We start from the raw sequence: 20,858 nt of genomic DNA, 5'->3' as shown, positions 1-20,858 counted from the left end.
AGGATGGCCATGCTCCGCTATCTGTCCGAACCGGCGTTTCGCCACGACTACGCGCCCAAAACTGGCGTGCTGCTGATCAACTTGGGCACGCCGGACGCGCCCACTCCGCAAGCGTTGCGGCCGTATCTGAAACAATTCCTGTCCGATCCGCGCGTGGTGGAGATTCCGCGCCTGCCCTGGTGGCTGATCCTGAACGGCATCGTTCTGAACACCCGTCCCAAGCAATCGGCCCGAAAATACGCCAGCATCTGGACCAAGGACGGTTCGCCGCTGCTGACCCATACCCGCAGCCAAACCAAGCTGCTGAAAGGCCGGCTGGGCGAGATGGGCATCTCGAACCTGCTGGTGGACTACGCCATGCGCTACGGCAATCCATCCATCGAAACCGTGATTAGCAAGATGCGCGAGCACGGCGTGGAAAAGCTGCTGCTGCTGCCTCTCTATCCGCAGTACGCCGCGTCCTCCAGCGCCACCGCTCTGGACGAGGCCTTCCGCGTGCTGAGCCGGCTGCGCAATATGCCCGAGGTGCGAACGGTGCGGCATTTTCACGACGATCCAGGCTATATCGCGGCGCTGGCCGCGCAAATCGGCCGGCACTGGCAGTACGGCCAGCAGCCTGACAAGCTGGTCATGAGTTTCCACGGCGTGCCGCGCTTCACCCGCGACAAAGGCGACCCCTACCACTGCGAATGCCAGAAAACCGGACGTCTGCTGGCCGAAGCGCTGCGGCTGCGTCCGGATCAATATGTCATCAGTTTCCAAAGCCGTTTCGGCCGCACCGAATGGCTGAAACCGTATACCAGCGAAGTGCTGGCGGAATTGGGCAAAACCAAAACCGCGAAGGTGGATGTCGTCTGTCCCGGCTTTGTCGGCGATTGCCTGGAAACGCTGGAGGAAATCGCCATGGAGGGCAAGGAAACCTTCCTCAGCCATGGCGGTGGGGAATTCCGCTACATCCCCTGCCTGAATGAAGACCCGCAATGGATAGGCGCGCTCGCCGCAATTGTAAAAAACAATCTTGCCGGCTGGCTTGAAAAACCGGCAGAAGATAGCCGCTCCCGTAGCGCCCGAGCCCATGACATGGGGGCAAGCAACTGACATCAAGCGACATTGCGCCAATCAATGACATTCAAATAACACATTCACAATCAAGCCGCTAAACCGCCAGCCGGGCATATTGCAATTTTTGCGATATGCCCGTTTTCAATTCAATTTGCGCAAAATGTGAATAGGAATCCTATATTCATGGGGTCTGCGGCATTCTGCATTGACACCCCGACAAACTGGTCACCATAATCAGTTGCAACTAACCACCGCAACAAAGGTGTAGTTGGTTTACCAAAGAGATCATCAAAGTCTACACAGATAAGATTCAGGGGAAATCTCTATGAACAAATATGCTCGCCTCAGCCTGATCGCCACCGCCGCGCTCGCCATGGTTGCCTGCAGCAAACAGGAACAAGCGGCCTCGGGACAGGCCTCCGCTCCGGCCCAAGCCGCCTCCGGCGGCGACAGCGCCACCATCAAGATCGGCCAGGTTTCGCCGATGTCGGGTCCGATCTCCCACCTGGGCAAGGACAACGAATACGGCGCCAAGCTCGCCATCGAAGACCTGAACGCTCAGGGCGTCGAGATCGGCGGCAAGAAGCTCAAGTTCGAACTGGTGTCGGAAGACGACCAGGGCGACCCGAAAATCGGCACCCAGGTCGCGCAGCGCCTGGTTGACGCCGGCGTGGTGGGCGTAGTCGGCCATCTGAACTCCGGCACCACCATCCCGGCCTCCAAGATCTACTCCGACGCCGGCCTGCCGCAGATTTCTCCGTCCGCCACCAACCCGGACTACACCAAGCAAGGCTTCAAGACCACCTTCCGCGTGATCGCCAACGACGTTCAGCAAGGCAAGGCGCTGGGCGAGTTCGCCGCCAAGGAGCTGCACGCCAAGAAGATCGCCATCATCGACGACCGCACCGCCTATGGCCAGGGCCTGGCCGACCAGTTCGAAGGCGCGATCAAGGCCAATGGCTCGGAAGTGGTCAAGCGCGAGTTCACCAACAACACCGCCACCGACTTCAACGCCATCCTGACCTCGATCAAGGCCACCAAGCCGGACCTGGTGTTCTACGGTGGCATGGACGCGCAGGCTGGCCCGCTGGCCAAACAGATGCAGCGCCTGGGGATCAAGGCCAAGCTGATGGGCGGCGACGGCTGGCAGACTCCGGAATTCGTCAAGCTGGCCGGCGACGCCTCCGAAGGCCAATACGCTTCCAGCTGCGGCATTTCGCGCGACAAGATGCCGGGCTTCAAGGCCTTCGACGATAAGTTCAAGAAGGAATTCAACACCGACGTGCAGATCTACGCGCCGTTTGAATACGACGCCGTAATGGTGCTGGTGGACGCGATGAAGCGCGCCAAATCCACCGACCCGAAAGCGTATCTGCCGGAAGTGGGCAAGACCGACTACAACGGCGTGACCGGCCACATCGCCTTTGACGACAAGGGCGACATCAAGAACGGCGCGGTTACCGTGTACCAGGTGAAGAACGGCAAGTGGGAAGTCGTCTCCACCGTAGGCGGCGACGCCAAGTAAGCTCCGGCAACGGATAGGAAAAGAGGCGCTTCGGCGCCTCTTTTCATTGCGGCGCGCCCGGACGGCGGCGCCAACATCGCGAATCAATCCCGGAAGCTGGCCTGCTGCTTCATCATGGCCGCCATCGCGGCCTTCTGGATGTCTTCCGATATCAGCATGGCCGCGTTCCAGCCGGCCACGAACTGCAGGCCATCCGCCACGCTGTGGTCGCGGCTGTAGTTCATCACCTCCTTGCTGCCCCGCACCGCCAGCGGCGACTTGGCAGCGATCAGCCAGGCGCTTTGCAGCGCGGCGGCCAGAACGGCCTCGCCATCTTCTTGAACCCGGTTGACCAGGCCCACGTCCAGCGCTTCACCCGCCGTCATGTCGCGGCCGGTCAGGGCCAGCTCGCGGGCCACGCCCTCGCCCACCACGCGCGGCAAGCGCTGCAGCGAGCCGACATCAGCCACCATGCCGATATCCACCTCGCGCACGCCGAATACCGCGTCCTGCGAGGCGAAGCGGAAATCGGCGGCCAGCGCGATGTCCAGGCCGCCGCCCAGACAGGCGCCGTGGATGGCGGCGATTACCGGCTTGCGGCAGCGTTCCAAGCTGCTGACGCAATCCTGCAGATCCAGGATCAGCTTGCGCAGCTTTTCACGCTTGCGCGCCTCGCAAGCATCCTCGATCTGCGCCTGCAAGCCCACCAGCATGGCCAGGTCTATGCCGGCGCAAAAATGCTTGCCGTGGCCGGCCAGCACCACGGCGCGAACGCCGGGCTCGCCATCGACCCAGTCCATGGCGCTGCGCAAGTCCTGCCACATCTGCATGTTCAGCGAATTGGCCTTGTCTCCGCGATTGAATCGGATCAAGGCCGCCTTGTCATTCACCTCGACAGTCAGGGTTTCCAGGGAAATCATGCCGCTTTCGCCTCCGGACGTTTCTTGGGTATCCAAGCCCATAGCATCTCGCACACGATGGGCGATTCGCCCGATTCGTCGGTGACCTCCACCTCCACCAGCACCTCGCCCTTGTCCTGCTCGTACATGGACTGGATCTGCTGCGGCGTCAGCTTGGCCACCGCCCGCATATCGCCCTGCGAGCGCTTGGTGTAGTTGACCTTCATCGACTTGAGCAGCATCAGCTTGTCGTCCGGCATGTTCATGCCCACTACGAAGCCGGTGGACGTCTCTGCCAGCAGCGCCATCGCCGCGGCATGCACGCCGCGGATGTGGTTCTGCACCTTCTTGCGGTTGCGGATGGAGACGGTCAGGCGGTCATGGCCAACCTCCTCGAAACGCAGCCCCGCCGTAGACAGGAAGGGAACGATCTTGCCGAACATCATAGACAATACCGGGCGGCGCCAGCCTACCGGCAGCTTGCCCACTTTGTCGGCGATGCGGCTCATGCTGTTCTTGCGATATTCCATGTTAACCCCTCTATTGCGGCTCTCGCCTTGTTATATTCGCGGGTCCGCGCCAGATAAGCCTAACGTGACCCTGACTTGTTGCTTGAGCAGCGGCAGCGCGCCCTCGTCTATGCGCGCCAGTTGCAAACCGCCCTGCAGGGCGGCGAACAGCATCATGCCCACCGCCTCCGGCGTGCCGGCGTAGCGCATCGAGCCAGCTTCGCGCCCCTTGCGCACGATGGAGACCGCCCATTGCCGCATTTCGTCGATGAAAGCCGCAGCCTCGGACTGCATGTCCTCGGGCAGGGTCTGGAACTCGGTGCTGAAAATGCCGCTGGGACAGATTTGCTTGTGTTGCTGGTAATACTGGTCCGACAAGCCGAAATAGCTTTCCAGCTGCTCCTGGGCGCTCCACTCCGCCTGCTGCTCGATGAAGCGCTGGAAACGGCGGCGGTAGCGCTGGATCAGCTCCACGCCCAGATCGTTTTTTTTCGGGAAATGATAATGGATGGCCGCGTTGCGCACGCCCAGCTCGCTGCTGATGTGCTGATAGCTGAAGCCATTGAAGCCGCGCGTCAGCAGCAACTCCTCGGCCAGGTCGAGAATGCGCTTGCGGGTGTCGTTCTTGCTGTCGGAACCATTTTGCATCGAAACACTCTACTTACTGGTTAGTAAGGTGTCAATCGCGAACCACCCGCATACCCCATGCCGCCTTTCATCCATTAAAATGCAAGCTATTCCGCTCTCCCACCCTGCGCCCGCGCGCGCTCACCTTGGCAGAACATGACCGAACACACCGTCCCCGATCTGGAGTCCGCGCTGCAGCGGCTGTGCCGCGAAACAGGCCAGACCGACGCTCTGGCCGCGCTGGTCTCCGCGCTGCGCCCCGACAAGCGCCAGCCGCCGCAACAAGCCACCGTCAGCCTGCAAGCCCTGTCCTTTCTGCTGGAACACCACCCCGAGTACCGTCAGGCCTTGCGGCAATCCTTATGCACGCTGCTGGCGGAAAGCCGGCAGATTCCGCTGTACACCGAGGCCGGCATCCTGGCCAACGACGGCTTCGGCTCCACGCTGATGCACCGGCTGGGCGAGCGCGTGCTGCCCATGCCCTACAACCCGGACTCGTTGCGCGACCGCTTCGGCCGCCTGTTCAACCATCCGGACGACCACCTCTGGCTAGCCGCTGTGCCTGACGCGGCCTGGCATGCGCTGTGGCGAGCCTTGGCCTGGAGCGAAGCGACGCAGCAAGACAGCGAACGCCAGACCCGACTGCAATTGCTCGAATCCGTCCAGGTCTTGTCGGCGCGCATCACCGCCATCGGCCTGGAACCCGAACTGGTTCGGGTCTGCCCGGAGGTCGAGCGCTTCGCCTCGCCTTTCATGCACCTGAACGCCGAGGTGCAACACTACGTAGACGGCTACCGCCAATCTCTGGTCGACGGGGCCTCGCCGCCGGAAGACGAGAAGCAGGTGCTGGTGCTGCTGGAGCAATGCGACGCCATCCTGGCCAAGGTGCGCAAGAACGCGGCGCGTTACGGCATCTCGGTCAGCCTCACCTATCACGGCCTGCGCCTGGCGCAGAGCATGGCCCGCCTGCGCGCGCTGCTGGAGCTGCTGTCTCCCGAGCACGATCCCGCGCGCCGGCCTGAGTTGTTCCGCTTGCTGGTGGACTTCGCCCGCGCGGAAAACCGCAAATACAGCGTGCGCGATCTGCTCAAATCGAATACCGAGCTGCTGGCGCTGCAAGTGACCGAACACGCCGGACGCCACGGCGAGCACTACATCGCGGAGGACAGGCGCGACTGGTCTCGCATGGGCAAAGCCGCGATGGGCGCCGGCTTCATCGTCGGCTTCATGGCGCTGATCAAGCTGATGCTGGCGCGCGGCCACCTGCCGCTGCTATGGGAAGGCATCGCCTTTGGCCTGAACTACGCCATCGGCTTCATCATCGTGCAATTGCTGCATTTCACCATCGCCACCAAGCAGCCCGCCATGACCGCCGCGCGGCTGGCCGCGGTGCTGCAAGCGCAGTACGGCCGCAAGAAACAGCTGGAAGAGCTGGCCGAACTGATCGTCAAGGTGGTCCGCACCCAGTTCGTCGCCATCATGGGCAATGTGATGCTGGCGATACCGACGGCGGCGCTGATCGCCCTGGGCTGGAGCGCGTTGTTCGGCGCCCCGGTGGTCAACGCCGCCAAGGCGCAGACGCTGCTGCACGACATCGATCCGCTGCACAGCCTGGCGCTGCCGCACGCCGCGATCGCCGGCGTGTTTCTGTTCCTGTCCGGCCTGATCGCCGGCTACTACGACAACAAGGCCATCTACCGCCGCATTCCGGAACGCATCGCCGGCCATACGCTGCTGCGCAAGGTTCTGGGAGAAAGCCGCGCCTGGCGGCTGGGCCATTATGTCGAACACAATCTGGGCGCCCTGGCCGGCAACTTCTACTTCGGCATGTTCCTGGGGCTGACCGGCACCGTGGGCACCATACTGGGCCTGCCGCTGGATATCCGCCACATCACCTTCTCCTCCGCCAACCTGGCCTTCGCCACGGTGGCGCTGGACTTCCAGGTGCCGCTGTCGGCCGTGCTGCTGGGCTGCGCCGGCGTGGCCTTGATAGGCGCGATCAACCTCGCCGTCAGCTTTTTCCTGGCGCTGTGGGTGGCGCTGCGCTCGCGCAAGCTGTCCGGCTCCTTGCTGCTGCCGCTGATCCCCATGCTGGCCAAGCGCTTCCTGCGCCAGCCCCTGCGCTTCTTCCTGCCCCCGGCGCCGGCAATCGAGGCTCCCGCCGCGGTCGAACCGGAGCAAACGCAGCAGGACGCGCCCAAAAACTGACGCTTGGCGCAGCCTTCGGCTCAAAGTCGTCGCGCTCGCTCCCTCGAAATGTACTAGTTATAAATACGTAGCCCGCGCGTGAATGAGATGGCAGACCCCGCTCATTCTCGCGTCATGGGCCGGTCGAGGGAGCCATGGATCTGGAACAAGAAATTGTTCGCCACAACGCATGGAAAGACAGCTTGCGGGAGGCGATTTTCCGACAGGAGGCGCTGGACGCGGCACTCTTCGCTCGCGACGACTGCTGCGAACTGGGCCAGTGGCTGCATGGCCACGGCGCCAGTTTGTACGGCGGCCTGGGCATCTTCCACGCCTGCCTCAGCCGCCACACCATGTTGCATCGCGAAATCGGCCGCATCGCCCGGCTGATCAATCAGCGCTGCTTTCAGGAGGCGGAAAGCGCATTGAACGACGCGGCCTTCGATGTCGCCGTCAGCGCGGCCGTCTCATCCATGCGTCAGCTGAGCCAAGCGATAAGCCGCGGCGCTTAGGACACGGATGGACTTGAGCGCGGCGCCAGCGCCTGCGCCAGGTGCGCCGCCGCCCGCCAGGCGAAGGCGTAGATGGAAAGCTGCGGATTGGCGCCTATGCTGGTGGGGAAAACCGAGCCATCCACCACCGTAAGATTGCGCCAGGACCAGTGCCGCCCCAGATCATCCACCACGCCGCGCGCGGGATCGTCGCTCATGGCCATGCCGCCCATCACATGGGCGCTGACCAGCTTGGCCCGCAGCGGCTCCAGCGGCAAGCCGCCTATTATCTCCCTGGCCTGTTTCCAGCTCGTCGCCGGCCGCGCCCGCTCATGCAGGGGAAAGACCATTTTCGCGCCCGCGGCGAACTGCAGCTCAGCCATCGCCAGCCAGCTTCTGCGCACACCCTCCCACAATACATCGTTGAGCGGATAAGCCAGCGCCGGCGAACCGTCCGCGCGCAACTGCACCGCGCCGCCGCGGCTTTCTTTGTGAAAACCATCGCGCAGCAGCGCCAACGTGGCGTGCAGATTGGGAAAACGCCGCAGCAGACCAGCCTGCGCCTCGCCCATGCCCGGAAACGTGACGCCGGCGAGCAAGGGGTGGATCGGCGGCACCTCCAGCTTGAAGCCCAGCGGGCCGTCCAAGGGCTGAGTGTGCATGTAATGGTCGGAATAAACCGTCTGCGGCGCGCCGTTGAACGGTTCCACCCGCTCCGGCATCAAGGCGGCCGACAAAGCCACCGGGTGCAGAAAGGTGCGCTTGCCGGTCAACCCGGCATGATCGGCGAGGCCGCTGCGCAGCATGACGGCAGGCGTGCCTATGGCGCCGGCGGCCAGCACCACATGCGCGGCCGCTACCGTCGCCTTTCGCCCGGTGGGCGTCAGGCCATCGGCGGACAACAAGCTGATCCGCGCCTCGCTTATGCGTTGCCGCCCCGCGTCTACGCTCAGGCTGTCCACCCGCGCCCGCGTCAGCAAGCGCGCGCCCTTCTCCAACGCGCCTGGAATGCTGGTAACCAACATGGACTGTTTGGCGTTGGTCGGACAGCCCATGCCGCAATAGCCCAGATTCCAGCAGCCGCGCACATTGCGGCTGATCCGCGCATGGCGCAGCCCCAACGCCAGACAGCCCCGCTCCAGCACCAGATTGTTGGCATTGGGCTCGCCCTGCCACGGTGCGATGCCCAGTCGCCGCTCGGCCTTCTCGAACCAGGGCCGCATCGCCTCTTCAGATAAGGCCGCCAGTCCATGCTCCGTCCGCCACCAATTCAGCGTATCGGCCGGCGTGCGAAAGGAGCTGGTCCAGTTGACCACGGTCCCGCCGCCCACCGTGCGGCCCTGCAGAATGGAAATACCCTTGTCTACGGTCTGCCGCGCGGCGGATTCCTGATACAGCTCAGGATAGGCCTTGGCCTCGCTCAAGCGAAAATCCGACGAGCTGCGCAGGCCGCCCTCCTCCAGAATCAGCACATCCAGCCCCGCCTGGCTCAGCACTTCGGCGGCGATGCCGCCGCCCGCGCCGCTGCCGACGATCACCACGTCCGCGCTCAGCCGCAAATCCTCGCGCTGCGCCGCGCCGTCCATCACTTTCCAACCTGACGCGATGCCTTGGCGCCATGGATCGATGATTTTCTCGCTCAAGGCAGCCTCTCCATCACATAAGCCGGCTGCTGATAGCCTATGGCAGCCCAGCTGGCCGGATTGCCGTACCAGGCGGCATTGATCAATTGATGCAGCCCCTGGTAGGCGCTGCGCAGCAGCAGGAAGCGGCTATCCCGCCAATTCTGCAGAAACAACTCCAGCTCCGCCTCCGACACGCGCGCCCACGGGGCACCCACGCCGGCCAGCCAGCGACGGGCCCAACGATTGCCCAGCAGATCGAACAATTGGCGGATTTCCGCCCGGGTGGCCGGAGGCAAACCCGCCACAGCCCGGTCCACGCCTGCGACGATGTCACGTACTGGCAGGCCGCGCAGCCCCAGCATGACGGGAGCCAGCGCAGACACGATTTGCGCGTCCCGCCCATTCAGCCAGCGCAATGCCACTCCCGCGTCTGCGACGGGCACATCGCCGGCTGGCGCGGCCACATAGCCCGCCAGCGCCAACGCGGCCACGCCCAGCGCGCCGGCTTGCAGAAATCGGCGGCGGCTCGCCATGTCAGCGCCGCAACATCAGCTTCAGCATGGCCTCCACCAGCTTGCCGTAAGGCGGCCTGGTCAGCCAGGTGCCGGCCAGCCGGCTTTGCCGGAATACCGGCTTGAGCTTGGAGAAGGTCAGAAAGCCCTCATGGCCATGGTAATGCCCCATGCCGGATGGCCCCACTCCGCCGAAGGGCAGGTTTTCCTGCACTACGTGCAGCAAGGTGTCGTTGACGCTGACGCCGCCGGACACGGTTTCCTTCAACACCCGCTCGATGCGCAGCGCATCGTCGTCAAACAAGTACAAGGCCAGCGGCCGCGGCCTGGCATTGATGTAGTCCAGCGCTTCCTCGAACTTGCCGTAACGCACCACGGGCAGCACCGGCCCGAAAATTTCCTCGCGCATCAGCTCGCAGTCGTCGGGACAATCCAGCGCCAGGGTCAAGGGCAGTTTGCGCGCAGCCTCCAGCGCCTCCCCTGCCGGATTCACCGCTTCCACGCTTGCCCCAGCCTGGCGCGCAGCCTCCAGCCAGCTCTGCAGGCGCTGGTAATGGCGCTCGTTGGCGATGGCGCTGTAATCCAGATTGGACGCGAGCGTAGGATAAAGCCGCGCGGCGGCCGCCCGCAGTTCCGCCAGCAACGCCTCGCAATCCTTGTCGTTGACCAGCACGTAGTCCGGCGCCACGCAGGTCTGCCCGGCATTGAGCATCTTGCCGGCCACGATGGCCTCGGCCGCGCGCCGCAGATTGCCGCCGCGCGCCACCAGCGCCGGCGACTTGCCGCCCAGTTCCAGCGTGACCGGCGTCAGATTTTCCGCAGCCGCGTGCATCACGTGGCGGCCCACAGCGGTGGAGCCGGTGAACAGCAAGTGGTCGAAAGGCAGGCGCGTGAAAGCCTGCGCCAGCTCCGCGCCGCCGTTGACCACCATCAGCAGCTCATCGCCAAAGTACTGTCTGGCGAGCTTTTGCAGCAGTTCCCCGGTGGCTGGAGTGTATTCGGACATTTTCACCATGACCCGGTTGCCGGCGGCCAGCGCCGCGGCTATCGGGCCAAAGGACAAGAAGAGCGGATAATTCCACGGCACCACCACGCCCACTACGCCCAGCGGCTGCGGCAACACGCTGGCCGAAGCGGGTTGAAACCAGATGGACACGCCGCGCCGGCGCGGCTTCATCCAGGCCTTCACATGCCGGCGGGCATGGCGCGCGCCCTCCAGCGACGGAAACAGCTCGGCCAGACGCGTCTCCACATCGCTGCGGTGGCCGAAGTCCCGGCTGACCGCGTCGATCAAGGCCTGGCGGTTTTCCTGCATCAACCGCTCCAGCGCTGCCAGCCAGGCGCGGCGCGTATCGGCGGATGGATAAGGCGCGGTGCGCGCCGTGGTTTTCAGCCGGGCAAACGATTCGAGCAGAGCGCCTTCTTCGACGGTAGGCACTTTGATGGCATCCATAGTATTATCCTTATCGCCAATAAACGAACAACCGTTTAGAGTTCGCACTCTAGCAAGAGTAGCATCGCGCCGCCCCGCTGTCACTATGCCAGGCGATTGCCGCACCCACTCCGCCAGCCACTCATCCGTAGTATGATTTCTCCAAACCTGCGACTCTCCCCACTCCCATGCTGATCGACTTCTTCTACGCTCTGCGCGGCGCCGGTTTGCCGGTCTCGCTGAAAGAATTCCTGCTCTTGCTGGAAGCCCTGCAACGCAACCTCGCCTTCGGCAGCCTGGACGAATTCTACTATCTGTCCCGCGCCGTCCTGGTCAAGGATGAAAAGCATTTCGACCGCTTCGACCAGGTGTTCGGCCACCACTTCAAGGGGCTGGACCTGGCGCTGGACGATCTGCAACGCGCCATCCCGGAAGAGTGGCTGCGCAAGCAAGTCGAAAAATACCTGAGCGAGGAAGAAAGGCAAAAGCTGCAAGGCATGGGCTGGGACAAGCTGATGGAGACCTTGCGCCAGCGGCTGGAGGAGCAGAAAGAGCGCCATCAGGGCGGCAACAAGTGGATAGGCAGCGGCGGCACCAGCCCCTTCGGCGCCTGGGGATATAACCCGGAAGGCGTCCGCATAGGCCAGGACCAATCGCGCCACCGCCGCGCGGTCAAAGTCTGGGACCAGCGGGAATTCCGCAATTTCGACGACAAGGTCGAGCTGGGCACCCGCAACATCAAGCTGGCGCTGCGCCGGTTGCGCGAGTTCGCGCGCGACGGCGCGGAAGAAATCCTGGACTTGGACGCCACCATCGCCGCCACCGCGCGCAAGGCCGGCATGCTGGACCTGAAAATGCAGCGCGAGCAGCATAACAGCGTCAAGGTCTTGGTGCTGTTCGACGTCGGCGGCTCGATGGACGACCACATCCGCGCCTGCGAGGAGCTGTTTTCCGCCGTGAAATCCGAGTTCAAGCACCTTGAATACTTCTACTTCCATAATTGCGTGTATGAATCGGTATGGAAGGACAACCATCGCCGGCAGAGCCAGCGTTTCCCCGCCTGGGACTTGATCCACACTTTCGGCCGCGACTACAAGCTGATCATCGTCGGCGACGCCAGCATGAGCCCGTATGAGATCACCTTCCCCGGCGGCAGCGTGGAGCATATGAACGAGGAGTCCGGCGAAGTCTGGCTGCGCCGGCTGCTGGAGCATTTCAAGCACGCTGCCTGGCTCAATCCGCTGGCTGAAGAGGCCTGGGCCTATACACAGTCCGTGGGCATGCTGAAGCAGTTGATGGGCGGGCGCATGTACCCGATGACGCTGGCTGGATTGGACGAAGCGATGCGCGGATTGAAAAAAACCGCAGCGGCCGCTTGAAAAATTAACGGCGGCACACAACTTTTCACTTGAGTCGCAAGCAGTTTGTAGCCCAGAATGAAGCCAGAGGCCGCAACACATCTTCTAATCGCGCCTCAGATTCAGCTACGGGGAGTCATACCATGCAAATCCTTCTTTTCTCCGCCCTCGTCATTGCGGTCGTCGCTGTCGCCAAAATGCTGGCCGCCCCGATGCAACAGGAAGGCAAGCTGGTGCCCATCCGCATCCGAACCGACGATCAGCGCCGCCGTCGCTGACCCCACACAGAACCGTACCGACTGAGATCGCGTAAACAAGCGCGGATTCAGCGGTCAGAATCACAAAAACGCCACGGGAATTACTCGTGGCGTTTTTTCGTCCAACGTCCCTGCGCGCTGCTGAACAAGCGCGCCTCGGCCGGCGAGCTTACTTCTGGATTTCCAGCAGCTCGACTTCGAAATAGAGATCGGTATTCGGCGGAATGGCGCCGGGCGCGCCGCGGCTGCCGTAAGCCGTCGCAGCCGGGCAGAACAACTTGGCCTTGCTGCCCACGGCCAGTTCGCTGACGCCCTGCGTCCAGCACGGAATCACCCGGTTCAGGGGGAAGCTGATCGGCCCACCGTTCTTGTACGAACTGTCGAACTCCTTGCCATCCTTGAACGTGCCGCGGTAATTGACCTTGACCGTGTCGGTCTGCTTGGGCTTGGCGCCCTTTCCTTCCTTCAAGATTTCGATCTTGACGCCCGAGGGCAGCGCTTGCGCGGCGGGGGCGGCATGCGCGGCCGCGCCAAGCATCAGCAGGGCCACAGCCGTGGCGAAACGATTCAGCGACATAAACTCTTTCATGGGTTTAAAGGGTAGGAAGCAACGCATCAACGGTATTGTACGCTGCCGCTTTCGGCCAACTCCTCCAGCAAGCGCTCCGCGCTGGCGCCGGGCATGGTGAACGGCTCCAGCGACGGCAAGGAAGAATGGCGCAGAATGATGGAAGCATTCAACTGGTCCAGCGGCACCTCCGCCATGCTCCAATTGGCGAACTTGCGCTGCTCTATCTCGGAAAACGACAGCAGGGTCAGCGAGTGGTGGCGCGCGTCGCGGGCCAGTTTCAAATACAGGCGATTGACGTGGGCCCTGCTGCCCTCCAGAACCTGCACGAAAACATCCCGGCTGTAGCACAGCATGCCGGTAATGCCCAGCGGGGGATTGTATTGGCGCGCCGCCAGCAGGATTTCATCCACCAGCGCTTGCTCTATCGGTTGTTGCGCCCGGCTGCAATAAATCAGGCGAACCAGCATGGCCATGCTCCTCGTCATTTATGCATCAGCGACAGAAACTCCCGACGCAGGTTGGCGTCCGTCAGGAACGATCCGCGCATCACGCTGTTGGTCATCTTGCTATTGCTGTCCTTCACGCCTCGCCAGTGCATGCAGAAATGATCCGCTTCCATTACGATGGCCAGGCCATCCGGCTGCAGCTTGCGCATCAGCAGATCGGCGATCTGCGATACCGCCTCCTCCTGGATCTGCGGCCGCGACATGATCCAATCGATCAGCCGTGCGTACTTGGACAAGCCTATCAGGTTCGAATTCTCATTAGGCATGACGCCCACCCACACCCGGCCGATGATGGGGCACAGATGGTGGGAGCAGGCGCTGCGCACCGTGATCGGACCCACGATCATCAATTCGTTCAGGCGTTCGACATTGGGAAACTCAGTGCTGGGCGGCATTTGAACGTAACGGCCGCGAAACACCTCGCGCACGAACATCTTGGCCACCCGCTTGGCGGTATCATGCGTATTGTGGTCATTCTCGGTGTCTATCACCAAGCTTTCCAGCACTGTTCTCAGTTTAGCCTGCACTTCTTCCTGCAAGGCGTCGAGTTCGCCCTCTTCGATAAAATCAGCGATATTGTCGTTTGCATGAAAACGCGCGCCAGCCTGCTGCAAGCGGTAGCGAATCTTCTGTGAAACGGCTTCCTGCTGGTTCTGCTTGTCGGTTTTGCTCATTGTTGATTACGTATTCGCAAGAAAATGGAAATCATTCCGAATATACATCAATCACCCAGTGCGGAAGACAACATCCGGCAGTGATTCTCCACATATCCGAAGCCTGACATCGTGTGCCGATGGTAGAACAGCCTCCGTTCCGATGCAAACCCGGCCGCCGCGGGAGCCTGGGGCCGCCGCGCCATCCATTCAACAGGCACAATGCCCAATGCTATATAATTAGATCATTGTTATCAATAGAATCATTTGACATTTAACTTGCGCAGCCATTCCAATGAAAAACGGCGCCGGTTCCAAATGGAACAGGCGCCGCGCGTCGCGAGATGGCGAAATCAACCCGCCATCAGGCATTCCACCCGCTTAGGCAAGGCGATCTGCTGATCTTTGCTGTACTGATAATCATGGAACACATGTTCCGCGCTCAACAACTGATAGCTGCCATCAGCCGACCGGTGCGTCGTGTCCTTCAGCCGATAAGTGTAATGGCCGCAGGTCCAGCAATCGAAGTTGCGCATATGCGTGCACAGGCAGGTCTTTTCCCATACCGGCACCCGGCGCTCGCCCGGATGCTCGGCATGCGCCTTGTGGTAGGCATCTATGTAAGAGCAGCCGCCTTTGGCGTCCAGCAGATAGCCATAGGCTTCGCAATTGGGACGAATGCTGTCGCCTATCGCCGGACAGCTCTTGATCATCCGCATCGGATAGCCGGTCGGCGACAGTTGGTTGACTTCAATGTCGTCCTCGCTGGCCTTGAAATACTCCTGCTGCACTTTTTCAGGCAGACCGCATTCACGCGTCACGGTGAAGCGGGTAGCCACCTGCACTGCGCCGGCGCCGGCCTCCAGATAGCCCGCGGCGTCGCTGCCGGTGAAGATGCCGCCGGCCGGGATCAACGGAATGTCCAGTTGCTCGGCCCGCAGCCAATCGCGTATCTCGGCGAAGATGCTCGCCAAGTCGTATTGGGCCCAATCCATGCCGAAACCAAGGTGACCGCCGGCCAACGGCCCCTCCACCACCACGTAGTCAGGCATCCGGCCGCTGCGGCCATTCTTTTTCAGGAACAGCTGCAAGGCGCGCAGAGACGAAACGATAATGCCGAGCTTGGCGTCGCGGAAGCGCGGATGATCCTCGATCAGCGCGAAGGAGCCCAAATGCAGGCCGGCCGCCAGCGTGATGCCGTCGATGCCGGCATCGAGCGCCGCCCGCATGCGCACCCGCAGCGTATCCTTGGGCGCGTTCATCGTCAGCTTTTCCATGCAGTTGATGAACACCAGGCCATCGCCCTGCTTCTGCTGCATGGCGCTGTCCACGTGCAGACGCGTGGCCTCCTCCAGCACGCCGAGGTCGAACTGCACCACGGATTTGTCCGGATTGTCCACATTGAACTTGTACTGCGCCAGCTTGTTTTTGACGAACTTGGTATTGAAACGGCGATCAGTCACCGTCGGCACCATCGCGTCGGATATATGGCCTACGCCGCCCAGCCTGGCCGCTTCCAGCGCCAGCCTGGCGGTGGAAATATCCACGCCCATGCCGCCTATCATGATAGGCACCAGTTCCTTGTTGCCCAGCTGCAGGCGAAAATCATCAACACACTTCATCTTGACGGCTCTCTCCTTTAGTGCTGGGCGCGATTATCGCGCGCCGGACCGTGGAAATCCACATTTTTAGAGTTTTTGCTCATAGACCCCGTACTCCGCTGCCTCCTAATCCTCCAAAATCGTCTTCACCAGCAAGCGCAATTCCGGCAGCAGCTCGCGCTCGAACCACGGATTTCGCCGCAGCCACAGCTGGTTGCGCGGGCTGGGGTGCGGCAATGGCGCCGCTCCAGGCAAATACTCCCGCCACGCCGCCACCGTCTCGGTCAGGCTCTTCTTTCGCCGCGGCAAGTGATAGGCCTGGGCGTACTCGCCCACCGCCAATATCAGCCTGACCTCGCCCAGCAGGGGCAGCAAGCGCGGATGCCACAAGGCTCGGCATTCCGCCCGCGGCGGCAAATCGCCGCTGCTGCCCCTGCCCGGATAGCAAAAGCCCATGGGCACGATGGCGAAGCGGCTGGCATCGTAAAACGTGGCGGCGTCCACCTCCAGCCACTCGCGCAGCCGCTCGCCGCTGGCGTCAAGCCACGGCACGCCGCTCTCATGCACTTTACGCCCCGGCGCCTGGCCCGCCAGCAGGATGCGAGCGCCCGCCGCCCCGCGCAGCACCGGCCTCGGTTCATGCGGCAGATGGCCGGCGCAGGCCCGACAGGCCTCGATTTCGCCCAGCAGGCGGTCCAGCGTCTCAGCCATGCTTCGCGCCGGCAAGCAGCGCCGACGGCGCCAAGGCGGCATCGCCATCCAGCTCCAGCAGCAGGCCGCTAGCGCCAACCGCCAGCGCCGCGGCGGCCAGCGCAGGCGCCAGCGCCGCGCCGCCGGCCGCTACCGGCGCGACCAGCAACGGTAGATGGGTTTCGCGGTGCAGCCAAGCCAACTCGCCCGCGTCCAGCCCTGCCCCATCCCCCTCTCGCCCGCAATCGCACAGCACAATGCGGTGATTGCCGCCAGCCGCGACATGCTCCGCCGCCAGCAGCCACTCTTCCGGCGTGCTGCGATTATTCCTTTGCAATATGACGGGCTTATTGACGCGCCCTACTTCCCGCAGCAACTCGACATTGCACAGACAAGCCGGCGGCAGCAGCAGGCCGGCGAAATCAAGCTCCAGACAGACGTCTAGCAAGCGCGGATCGCTCAGTTCCGCCACCGCCGCCAAACCTCGCGCCGCGGCGGCCTCGGCCAATGCCTCCATCTCCGCCACGCCGAATAAACGGTAACGGTAAGGATTATCGTGCCGGGCGCCGCCGGCGAACAACAGCCGTCCGCCTGCCGCCCAGACTTTCTCCGCCGCGCCCGCCAGCGCCTGCCGGCTCCAGTCATGGCTGCAGCCGCCCAGCCAGGCAGGCGCGCCGCCGCCGAACATCGCGTCGCCGATGCGTACCGCGCTATCCTCAGGCTGCGCTTCGCGCGACACGATGCGGTAGTCGCTGACCACGCGCAACGCTCGCTCCACGCCTGGCATGGACTCGAATATGGCCGGCTCCAGCCCTCGCTCCTGCCCCACCGCGCCTATCACAGTGCGCTCGCTGCCGCGCGAGACATGGGCTGCCAGTCCCTGCGCCTCTATGCGCGCCGCCACCGCGTCGATCTCAGCCTGCCTGGCCGCGCCGCTCATTACGATTATCATTGCGTTTCTCCATGATCGCGCCCCGTCTGTTCGGCTTCATCGCGCCGCCAGCGCCGCGCCGCGCGCCTCGCCAGCCTGGACAAGGCGGATGGCTGAGCCATCCGCCAGCGGATCCGCCGGATAAAGCGGCTGGCCCAGCGCCACGGCAGCGAGGCGTGCAAACGCTGGAACACCCACGCCCGGCAACGATGAAAACGCTCGTACCAGCGCACGAACCAAGGCACCTGCATCAGCGCGGGCTTGGTCAACATGAATAGCCGCGCCGCCAAAGCCGTGCCGCCGAGCTTGGCCAGCACGATCACGCCCAGCCCCAGCAAGGCATGGCCTTGTTCTATCAGATACAGCGCCGCCAGTTTGACTGGCAGCAAGCCCAACGCCGGCAGCAGGAACAGCGCCAGCGCCACTCGGGGCGGACACCTCTCGATGCGAAGCTCCAGCCAGGCCAGTGGCGGCCACTTGGCCAGCCGCGCCAGCGCGGCCGCCAGCTCATCCCAGGCATATTCCTCAAACACGATGACCGCCGCCAGCGCGAGCGCCAGCGGCCAGGTCAGCGTCCGCCGCAACAGCGGCCAAAAACCGTTTTTAGACGGCATGCTTCGCATCGCCTCACGTCTTGCTGATGTCCAGCCACTTGGGCACGGTTTGCGGACGATAGCCTTCCATCCACGCCAGCAGCGCCGGCAAATCTTCGCCGCGATGGAACAGGTCCAGATTGCCCGCCGGCACGAAGCCTTCCGCCACCGCATGATCCACCATGGCCTGCAAGGGGCGGAAGAAGCCGCCCACATCCAGCATGCCCACCGGCTTGCCATGCACCGATAACTGCGCCCAGGTCAGAATCTCGAACACCTCGTCGAAAGTGCCGAAGCCGCCAGGCAGCGCGATGAAGCCATCGGACAATTCCGCCATCAAGGCCTTGCGCTGATGCATGGTTTCCGTAACGTGCAGCTCGCTCAAGCCAAGATGCGCCACCTCCTTGGCCTTCAGGAATTCCGGGATCACGCCGATCACGCGGCCGCCGGCTGCCAACGCGGCATCCGCCGCCACGCCCATCAGGCCGACATTGCCGGCGCCATACACCAAGGTGATGCCGCGCTCGGCCAGTTCGCGCCCGAAGGCGCGCGCCGCCGCTTCATATTCAGGCTTCATGCCCTTGTTGGAACCGCAAAACAGACAAATCGCCTTCATGTTCACTTTCTTTTCACTGCGTCAAAAGCAAGAAGGGCCGGATCACCGGCCCTCAATCAAACTCGCGCCATCACAGCACCGCCATGGGGTAAGAGCCCAAAACCTTGACATAGGAGGTTCGCTCCCGCAGCCCATTCAAGGCCGCCTGCACGCTCTCGTCCTGCGAATGCCCCTCCAGATCGATGAAGAACACATAGTCCCACAGCCCCGCGCGCGAAGGCCTGGACTCGAACTTGCTCATCGACACGCCATTGGAGGCGATGGGCTCCAGCAGATAATGCACCGCGCCCGGCCGGTTAGGCGCGGACACCACGATGGAGGTTTTGTCCTGGCCGGAAGGGCCGACATCCTGCGGGCCGAGCACCAGGAAACGAGTGGTGTTGTTCGGCTCGTCCTCCACGTTTTCCGCCAATTTCAGCAAACCGAAGCGCTCGGCCGCCGCCTGGCCGGCTATGGCCGCCGCGGAAGCGTCCTCCGCCGCCATCCGCGCGGCTTCCGCATTGCTGGACACGGAAACGCGCTCGACATGCGCCGGCAAGTTCTTGTTCAACCATTCATGGCATTGCGCCAGCGCCTGGGCATGAGCATAGACGCGCCGTATGCCCTCCATGCCTTCCGCTGCGCGCAGCAAATGATGGTGGATGCGCAGCACCACTTCGCCGCAAATCTTCAGCGGCGAGCTGACCATCAGGTCCAGCGTGCGTCCCACCGCGCCCTCCGTGGAGTTTTCCACCGGGGCCACTACGTAATCGAGCGCGCGCGACTCCACCTGGCGGAAGGCCTCGTCTATCGAGCTACAGGCCACTGCCCGCGCCGCATGGCCGAAATGCTTGACCGCGGCCAGCTGGCTGAACGTGCCCTCCGGTCCCAGGTAGGCGATGGATAGCGGCTTCTCCAGCGCCAGGCACTCGGACATCACCTCGCGGAACAGCCGGGCGATGGACTCGCTGGGCAGCGGACCGGGGTTCAGGTCTTTCAGCCGACGCAGCACCTGGGCTTCGCGCTCCGGGCGGTAAATGATGCCGCCGCCCTTGATCTCGCCGATTTCCCGGGCATGGCTGGCGCGCTGATTGAGCAGTTGGAGGATTTCGACATCGATGGCGTCGATGGCGTCGCGGTGTTGCTTGAGCAGGTGTTCCATGGTCACGAGAGCGGATCTTTCTTGCAGGCTAAGGCGGGACTCTCCCTAGTTTCCGCGAGAACCCGCCCCGTCGCAAGCCTTGCCGCCGTCTCAGCGGCTCGCTTGGTCTCCGCGCAGCCGCTCGACCAAGGCCAGGATATGCTCGGCCGTTTCCAGCGGCCGCTCCAGCGGAAACAGATGGCCGCCGGGATGCGCCTCCACCATCATGCCGAAATGCCTGCGCATGAACCGTATGTCCGAGCCTCTCAGCACATCCGACTCTTCGCCGGCGATGAAGCCGGCCGGCACCTTCAGCCTCCCCTTGTGGCAGGGAAAGTCATGCGGCAGCGTGCCGTAGATGTCGTGCTCCACCTGGGGCCTGAACTTAAGCTTGCGGCCGCCTGCGTCGTCGTCCCGCGTGCCGTGCTCGGCATAGTCTGCCAGGCAGTCCGGATCGAAACGGGCGAACATGGGCTTGCGCGCGAAATAGTCATGGACCATTTCCACCGAGGCCCAGTTGTCCCGCCGCTTCAGCGTGTTGCCGCCCGGCGTCACTTTCTGGATGAAGCCCAGCCGCTTGGCCAGCCAGATGCCGAAGGAGCGGCGCGGCCCCATCAACGGCGAATCCAGAATGATGATGGCGCGAAACAGGTCCGGCCGCTGCAAGGCGGCGTAAAACATCAGAAAGCCGCCCAGGGAATGGCCCACGCCTATCACCGGCCCGGCATAGCTGCGCTCGATATGGCTGATGCTCTCCGCCACCAGATGCGGCCAGCAATCGGTGATCGGATACGCCGGATCGTGGCCTATGGTGTCCAGATAACCCACCTCGTGCCGCTCCCCCAGCCTGGTCAGCAGCTTGCGGTAGACCGATGCCGGAAAGCTGTTGGCGTGGGCGAAATGTATGGTTTCTCGCATAATCCCTCTGAATAACCTCATGCCTATTTTTCATTTTCATCTGGCTGTCGGCCGGCCCCCGCTCCAGATATACTGGCCTCCAGTCGCCGCCTGCCTCGCCCGGAGGCGGCGCATCCGGCCAGGACAATTGCCGAGCCGCGCAGTTTGATGCATATTGCATCACGCCGGGACAAAACGGAACCGCCTCCACGCCGTC

General features: G+C 63.1%; 22 protein-coding genes. 6 read left to right on the top strand and 16 right to left on the bottom strand.

The features are described 5' to 3' along the window. Nucleotides 1-9: 9 nt before the first annotated feature. Complete coding sequence (gene hemH / locus C2I19_RS18940) at nucleotides 10-1,098, top strand: ferrochelatase (RefSeq protein ID WP_103904187.1); 1,089 nt, start codon at nucleotides 10-12, stop codon at nucleotides 1,096-1,098. A 289-nt stretch (nucleotides 1,099-1,387) separates the two neighbouring features. Beyond that, complete coding sequence (locus tag C2I19_RS18935) at nucleotides 1,388-2,587, top strand: branched-chain amino acid ABC transporter substrate-binding protein (RefSeq protein ID WP_103904186.1); 1,200 nt, start codon at nucleotides 1,388-1,390, stop codon at nucleotides 2,585-2,587. 83 nt (nucleotides 2,588-2,670) lie between these two features. On the opposite strand, the gene C2I19_RS18930 is transcribed toward C2I19_RS18935, so the two are convergent. Genes C2I19_RS18930 through C2I19_RS18920 form a run of 3 tightly spaced genes read right to left on the bottom strand, consistent with a single transcriptional unit; the run spans nucleotide 2,671 to nucleotide 4,622 of the window. Beyond that, nucleotides 2,671-3,486 carry a crotonase/enoyl-CoA hydratase family protein gene (locus C2I19_RS18930; RefSeq protein WP_199181269.1) on the bottom strand — a complete coding sequence of 272 codons (816 nt, stop codon included), beginning with the start codon at nucleotides 3,484-3,486 and terminating at the stop codon, nucleotides 2,671-2,673. Then, nucleotides 3,483-3,995, bottom strand: coding sequence for a DUF4442 domain-containing protein (locus C2I19_RS18925; RefSeq protein ID WP_103904185.1), 513 nt, complete (start codon nucleotides 3,993-3,995; stop codon nucleotides 3,483-3,485). The genes C2I19_RS18930 and C2I19_RS18925 overlap by 4 nt, the downstream gene beginning before the upstream one ends. 30 nt (nucleotides 3,996-4,025) lie before the next feature. Then, a complete protein-coding gene (locus tag C2I19_RS18920; RefSeq protein ID WP_103904184.1) occupies nucleotides 4,026-4,622 on the bottom strand; it encodes a TetR/AcrR family transcriptional regulator in 597 nt (198 codons plus the stop codon). Nucleotides 4,623-4,757: 135 nt separating this feature from the next. Here C2I19_RS18920 and C2I19_RS18915 point away from each other — a divergent pair, with 135 nt between their 5' ends. Together C2I19_RS18915 and C2I19_RS18910 are read left to right on the top strand one after the other, a co-directional pair. Further along, complete coding sequence (locus C2I19_RS18915) at nucleotides 4,758-6,809, top strand: site-specific recombinase (RefSeq protein WP_103904183.1); 2,052 nt, start codon at nucleotides 4,758-4,760, stop codon at nucleotides 6,807-6,809. A gap of 134 nt (nucleotides 6,810-6,943) precedes the next feature. Next, nucleotides 6,944-7,300 (top strand): CZB domain-containing protein, encoded by a 357-nt coding sequence (locus C2I19_RS18910; protein ID WP_103904182.1) that lies wholly within the window; start codon nucleotides 6,944-6,946, stop codon nucleotides 7,298-7,300. Here the strand turns inward: C2I19_RS18910 and C2I19_RS18905 are convergent. From C2I19_RS18905 to C2I19_RS18895, 3 genes are read right to left on the bottom strand one after another with little or no spacing between them, the layout of a single operon-like run. Continuing rightward, a complete protein-coding gene (locus tag C2I19_RS18905) occupies nucleotides 7,297-8,922 on the bottom strand; it encodes a GMC family oxidoreductase (RefSeq protein ID WP_233201279.1) in 1,626 nt (541 codons plus the stop codon). The two genes, C2I19_RS18910 and C2I19_RS18905, sit on opposite strands and share 4 nt — an antisense overlap. Next, nucleotides 8,919-9,437 (bottom strand): twin-arginine translocation signal domain-containing protein, encoded by a 519-nt coding sequence (locus tag C2I19_RS18900; RefSeq protein WP_103904181.1) that lies wholly within the window; start codon nucleotides 9,435-9,437, stop codon nucleotides 8,919-8,921. The genes C2I19_RS18905 and C2I19_RS18900 overlap by 4 nt, the downstream gene beginning before the upstream one ends. Before the next feature lies 1 nt (nucleotide 9,438). Continuing rightward, nucleotides 9,439-10,869 carry a coniferyl aldehyde dehydrogenase gene (locus C2I19_RS18895; protein ID WP_103904180.1) on the bottom strand — a complete coding sequence of 477 codons (1,431 nt, stop codon included), beginning with the start codon at nucleotides 10,867-10,869 and terminating at the stop codon, nucleotides 9,439-9,441. A gap of 167 nt (nucleotides 10,870-11,036) precedes the next feature. Here C2I19_RS18895 and C2I19_RS18890 point away from each other — a divergent pair, with 167 nt between their 5' ends. Together C2I19_RS18890 and C2I19_RS22755 are read left to right on the top strand one after the other, a co-directional pair. Beyond that, complete coding sequence (locus C2I19_RS18890; protein WP_103904179.1) at nucleotides 11,037-12,227, top strand: vWA domain-containing protein; 1,191 nt, start codon at nucleotides 11,037-11,039, stop codon at nucleotides 12,225-12,227. A 122-nt stretch (nucleotides 12,228-12,349) separates the two neighbouring features. Next, on the top strand, nucleotides 12,350-12,484 hold the full coding sequence (locus C2I19_RS22755; protein WP_255410708.1) for a hypothetical protein: 135 nt from the start codon (nucleotides 12,350-12,352) through the stop codon (nucleotides 12,482-12,484). A 148-nt stretch (nucleotides 12,485-12,632) separates the two neighbouring features. Here the strand turns inward: C2I19_RS22755 and C2I19_RS18885 are convergent, their stop codons facing one another. The 10 genes from C2I19_RS18885 to C2I19_RS18840 all read right to left on the bottom strand — a co-directional run bounded on the left by C2I19_RS18885 (nucleotide 12,633) and on the right by C2I19_RS18840 (nucleotide 20,662). Beyond that, a complete protein-coding gene (locus C2I19_RS18885; protein WP_199181268.1) occupies nucleotides 12,633-13,040 on the bottom strand; it encodes an FKBP-type peptidyl-prolyl cis-trans isomerase in 408 nt (135 codons plus the stop codon). Between the two features lie 38 nt (nucleotides 13,041-13,078). After that, nucleotides 13,079-13,501 carry a BLUF domain-containing protein gene (locus C2I19_RS18880; protein ID WP_103904177.1) on the bottom strand — a complete coding sequence of 141 codons (423 nt, stop codon included), beginning with the start codon at nucleotides 13,499-13,501 and terminating at the stop codon, nucleotides 13,079-13,081. 14 nt (nucleotides 13,502-13,515) lie between these two features. Further along, nucleotides 13,516-14,214 (bottom strand): GTP cyclohydrolase I, encoded by a 699-nt coding sequence (folE, locus tag C2I19_RS18875; protein WP_103904176.1) that lies wholly within the window; start codon nucleotides 14,212-14,214, stop codon nucleotides 13,516-13,518. Nucleotides 14,215-14,546: 332 nt separating this feature from the next. Further along, a complete protein-coding gene (locus C2I19_RS18870; RefSeq protein WP_103904175.1) occupies nucleotides 14,547-15,815 on the bottom strand; it encodes a nitronate monooxygenase in 1,269 nt (422 codons plus the stop codon). 105 nt (nucleotides 15,816-15,920) lie between these two features. Next, nucleotides 15,921-16,505 (bottom strand): uracil-DNA glycosylase family protein, encoded by a 585-nt coding sequence (locus tag C2I19_RS18865; protein ID WP_103904174.1) that lies wholly within the window; start codon nucleotides 16,503-16,505, stop codon nucleotides 15,921-15,923. Further along, nucleotides 16,498-17,436 carry a 3-deoxy-7-phosphoheptulonate synthase gene (locus tag C2I19_RS18860; RefSeq protein ID WP_103904173.1) on the bottom strand — a complete coding sequence of 313 codons (939 nt, stop codon included), beginning with the start codon at nucleotides 17,434-17,436 and terminating at the stop codon, nucleotides 16,498-16,500. Before C2I19_RS18860 ends, C2I19_RS18865 begins: the two co-directional genes overlap by 8 nt. Continuing rightward, nucleotides 17,433-18,029: a hypothetical protein gene (locus C2I19_RS18855; protein WP_103904172.1), complete on the bottom strand. Its 597-nt coding sequence runs from the start codon at nucleotides 18,027-18,029 to the stop codon at nucleotides 17,433-17,435. Before C2I19_RS18855 ends, C2I19_RS18860 begins: the two co-directional genes overlap by 4 nt. Nucleotides 18,030-18,042: 13 nt before the next feature. Continuing rightward, nucleotides 18,043-18,624, bottom strand: coding sequence for an LOG family protein (locus tag C2I19_RS18850; RefSeq protein WP_103904171.1), 582 nt, complete (start codon nucleotides 18,622-18,624; stop codon nucleotides 18,043-18,045). Nucleotides 18,625-18,694: 70 nt separating this feature from the next. After that, the gene (gene pheA, locus C2I19_RS18845; RefSeq protein ID WP_103904170.1) at nucleotides 18,695-19,765 is read right to left on the bottom strand and encodes a prephenate dehydratase; all 1,071 of its coding nucleotides are present in this window, start codon (nucleotides 19,763-19,765) and stop codon (nucleotides 18,695-18,697) included. A gap of 90 nt (nucleotides 19,766-19,855) precedes the next feature. Next, nucleotides 19,856-20,662, bottom strand: coding sequence for an alpha/beta fold hydrolase (locus C2I19_RS18840; RefSeq protein ID WP_103904169.1), 807 nt, complete (start codon nucleotides 20,660-20,662; stop codon nucleotides 19,856-19,858). Between the last annotated feature and the right edge of the window lie 196 nt (nucleotides 20,663-20,858).

Origin of the sequence: Chromobacterium alticapitis, from assembly GCF_002924365.1 — a bacterium.
In the GTDB taxonomy this organism is placed as follows: Bacteria; Pseudomonadota; Gammaproteobacteria; order Burkholderiales; family Chromobacteriaceae; genus Chromobacterium; species Chromobacterium alticapitis.
Note: the sequence above shows the minus strand (reverse complement) of the source record. Positions and strands in the feature narration are given on the sequence as shown.

Coding starts and splice junctions, on each gene's coding strand:
- C2I19_RS18910 (WP_103904182.1), top strand. CDS start 6,944: ATGGATCTGGAACAAGAAATTGTTCGCCACAACGCATGGAAAGACAGC.
- C2I19_RS18890 (WP_103904179.1), top strand. CDS start 11,037: ATGCTGATCGACTTCTTCTACGCTCTGCGCGGCGCCGGTTTGCCGGTC.
- C2I19_RS18865 (WP_103904174.1), bottom strand. CDS start 16,505: ATGGCTGAGACGCTGGACCGCCTGCTGGGCGAAATCGAGGCCTGTCGG.
- C2I19_RS18850 (WP_103904171.1), bottom strand. CDS start 18,624: ATGAAGGCGATTTGTCTGTTTTGCGGTTCCAACAAGGGCATGAAGCCT.
- C2I19_RS18885 (WP_199181268.1), bottom strand. CDS start 13,040: ATGTCGCTGAATCGTTTCGCCACGGCTGTGGCCCTGCTGATGCTTGGC.
- C2I19_RS18935 (WP_103904186.1), top strand. CDS start 1,388: ATGAACAAATATGCTCGCCTCAGCCTGATCGCCACCGCCGCGCTCGCC.
- C2I19_RS18900 (WP_103904181.1), bottom strand. CDS start 9,437: ATGGCGAGCCGCCGCCGATTTCTGCAAGCCGGCGCGCTGGGCGTGGCC.
- hemH (WP_103904187.1), top strand. CDS start 10: ATGCTCCGCTATCTGTCCGAACCGGCGTTTCGCCACGACTACGCGCCC.
- C2I19_RS18855 (WP_103904172.1), bottom strand. CDS start 18,029: ATGCCGTCTAAAAACGGTTTTTGGCCGCTGTTGCGGCGGACGCTGACC.
- C2I19_RS18860 (WP_103904173.1), bottom strand. CDS start 17,436: ATGATAATCGTAATGAGCGGCGCGGCCAGGCAGGCTGAGATCGACGCG.
- pheA (WP_103904170.1), bottom strand. CDS start 19,765: ATGGAACACCTGCTCAAGCAACACCGCGACGCCATCGACGCCATCGAT.
- C2I19_RS18920 (WP_103904184.1), bottom strand. CDS start 4,622: ATGCAAAATGGTTCCGACAGCAAGAACGACACCCGCAAGCGCATTCTC.
- C2I19_RS18925 (WP_103904185.1), bottom strand. CDS start 3,995: ATGGAATATCGCAAGAACAGCATGAGCCGCATCGCCGACAAAGTGGGC.
- C2I19_RS18840 (WP_103904169.1), bottom strand. CDS start 20,662: ATGCGAGAAACCATACATTTCGCCCACGCCAACAGCTTTCCGGCATCG.
- C2I19_RS18930 (WP_199181269.1), bottom strand. CDS start 3,486: ATGATTTCCCTGGAAACCCTGACTGTCGAGGTGAATGACAAGGCGGCC.
- folE (WP_103904176.1), bottom strand. CDS start 14,214: ATGAGCAAAACCGACAAGCAGAACCAGCAGGAAGCCGTTTCACAGAAG.
- C2I19_RS18895 (WP_103904180.1), bottom strand. CDS start 10,869: ATGGATGCCATCAAAGTGCCTACCGTCGAAGAAGGCGCTCTGCTCGAA.
- C2I19_RS22755 (WP_255410708.1), top strand. CDS start 12,350: ATGCAAATCCTTCTTTTCTCCGCCCTCGTCATTGCGGTCGTCGCTGTC.
- C2I19_RS18880 (WP_103904177.1), bottom strand. CDS start 13,501: ATGCTGGTTCGCCTGATTTATTGCAGCCGGGCGCAACAACCGATAGAG.
- C2I19_RS18915 (WP_103904183.1), top strand. CDS start 4,758: ATGACCGAACACACCGTCCCCGATCTGGAGTCCGCGCTGCAGCGGCTG.
- C2I19_RS18870 (WP_103904175.1), bottom strand. CDS start 15,815: ATGAAGTGTGTTGATGATTTTCGCCTGCAGCTGGGCAACAAGGAACTG.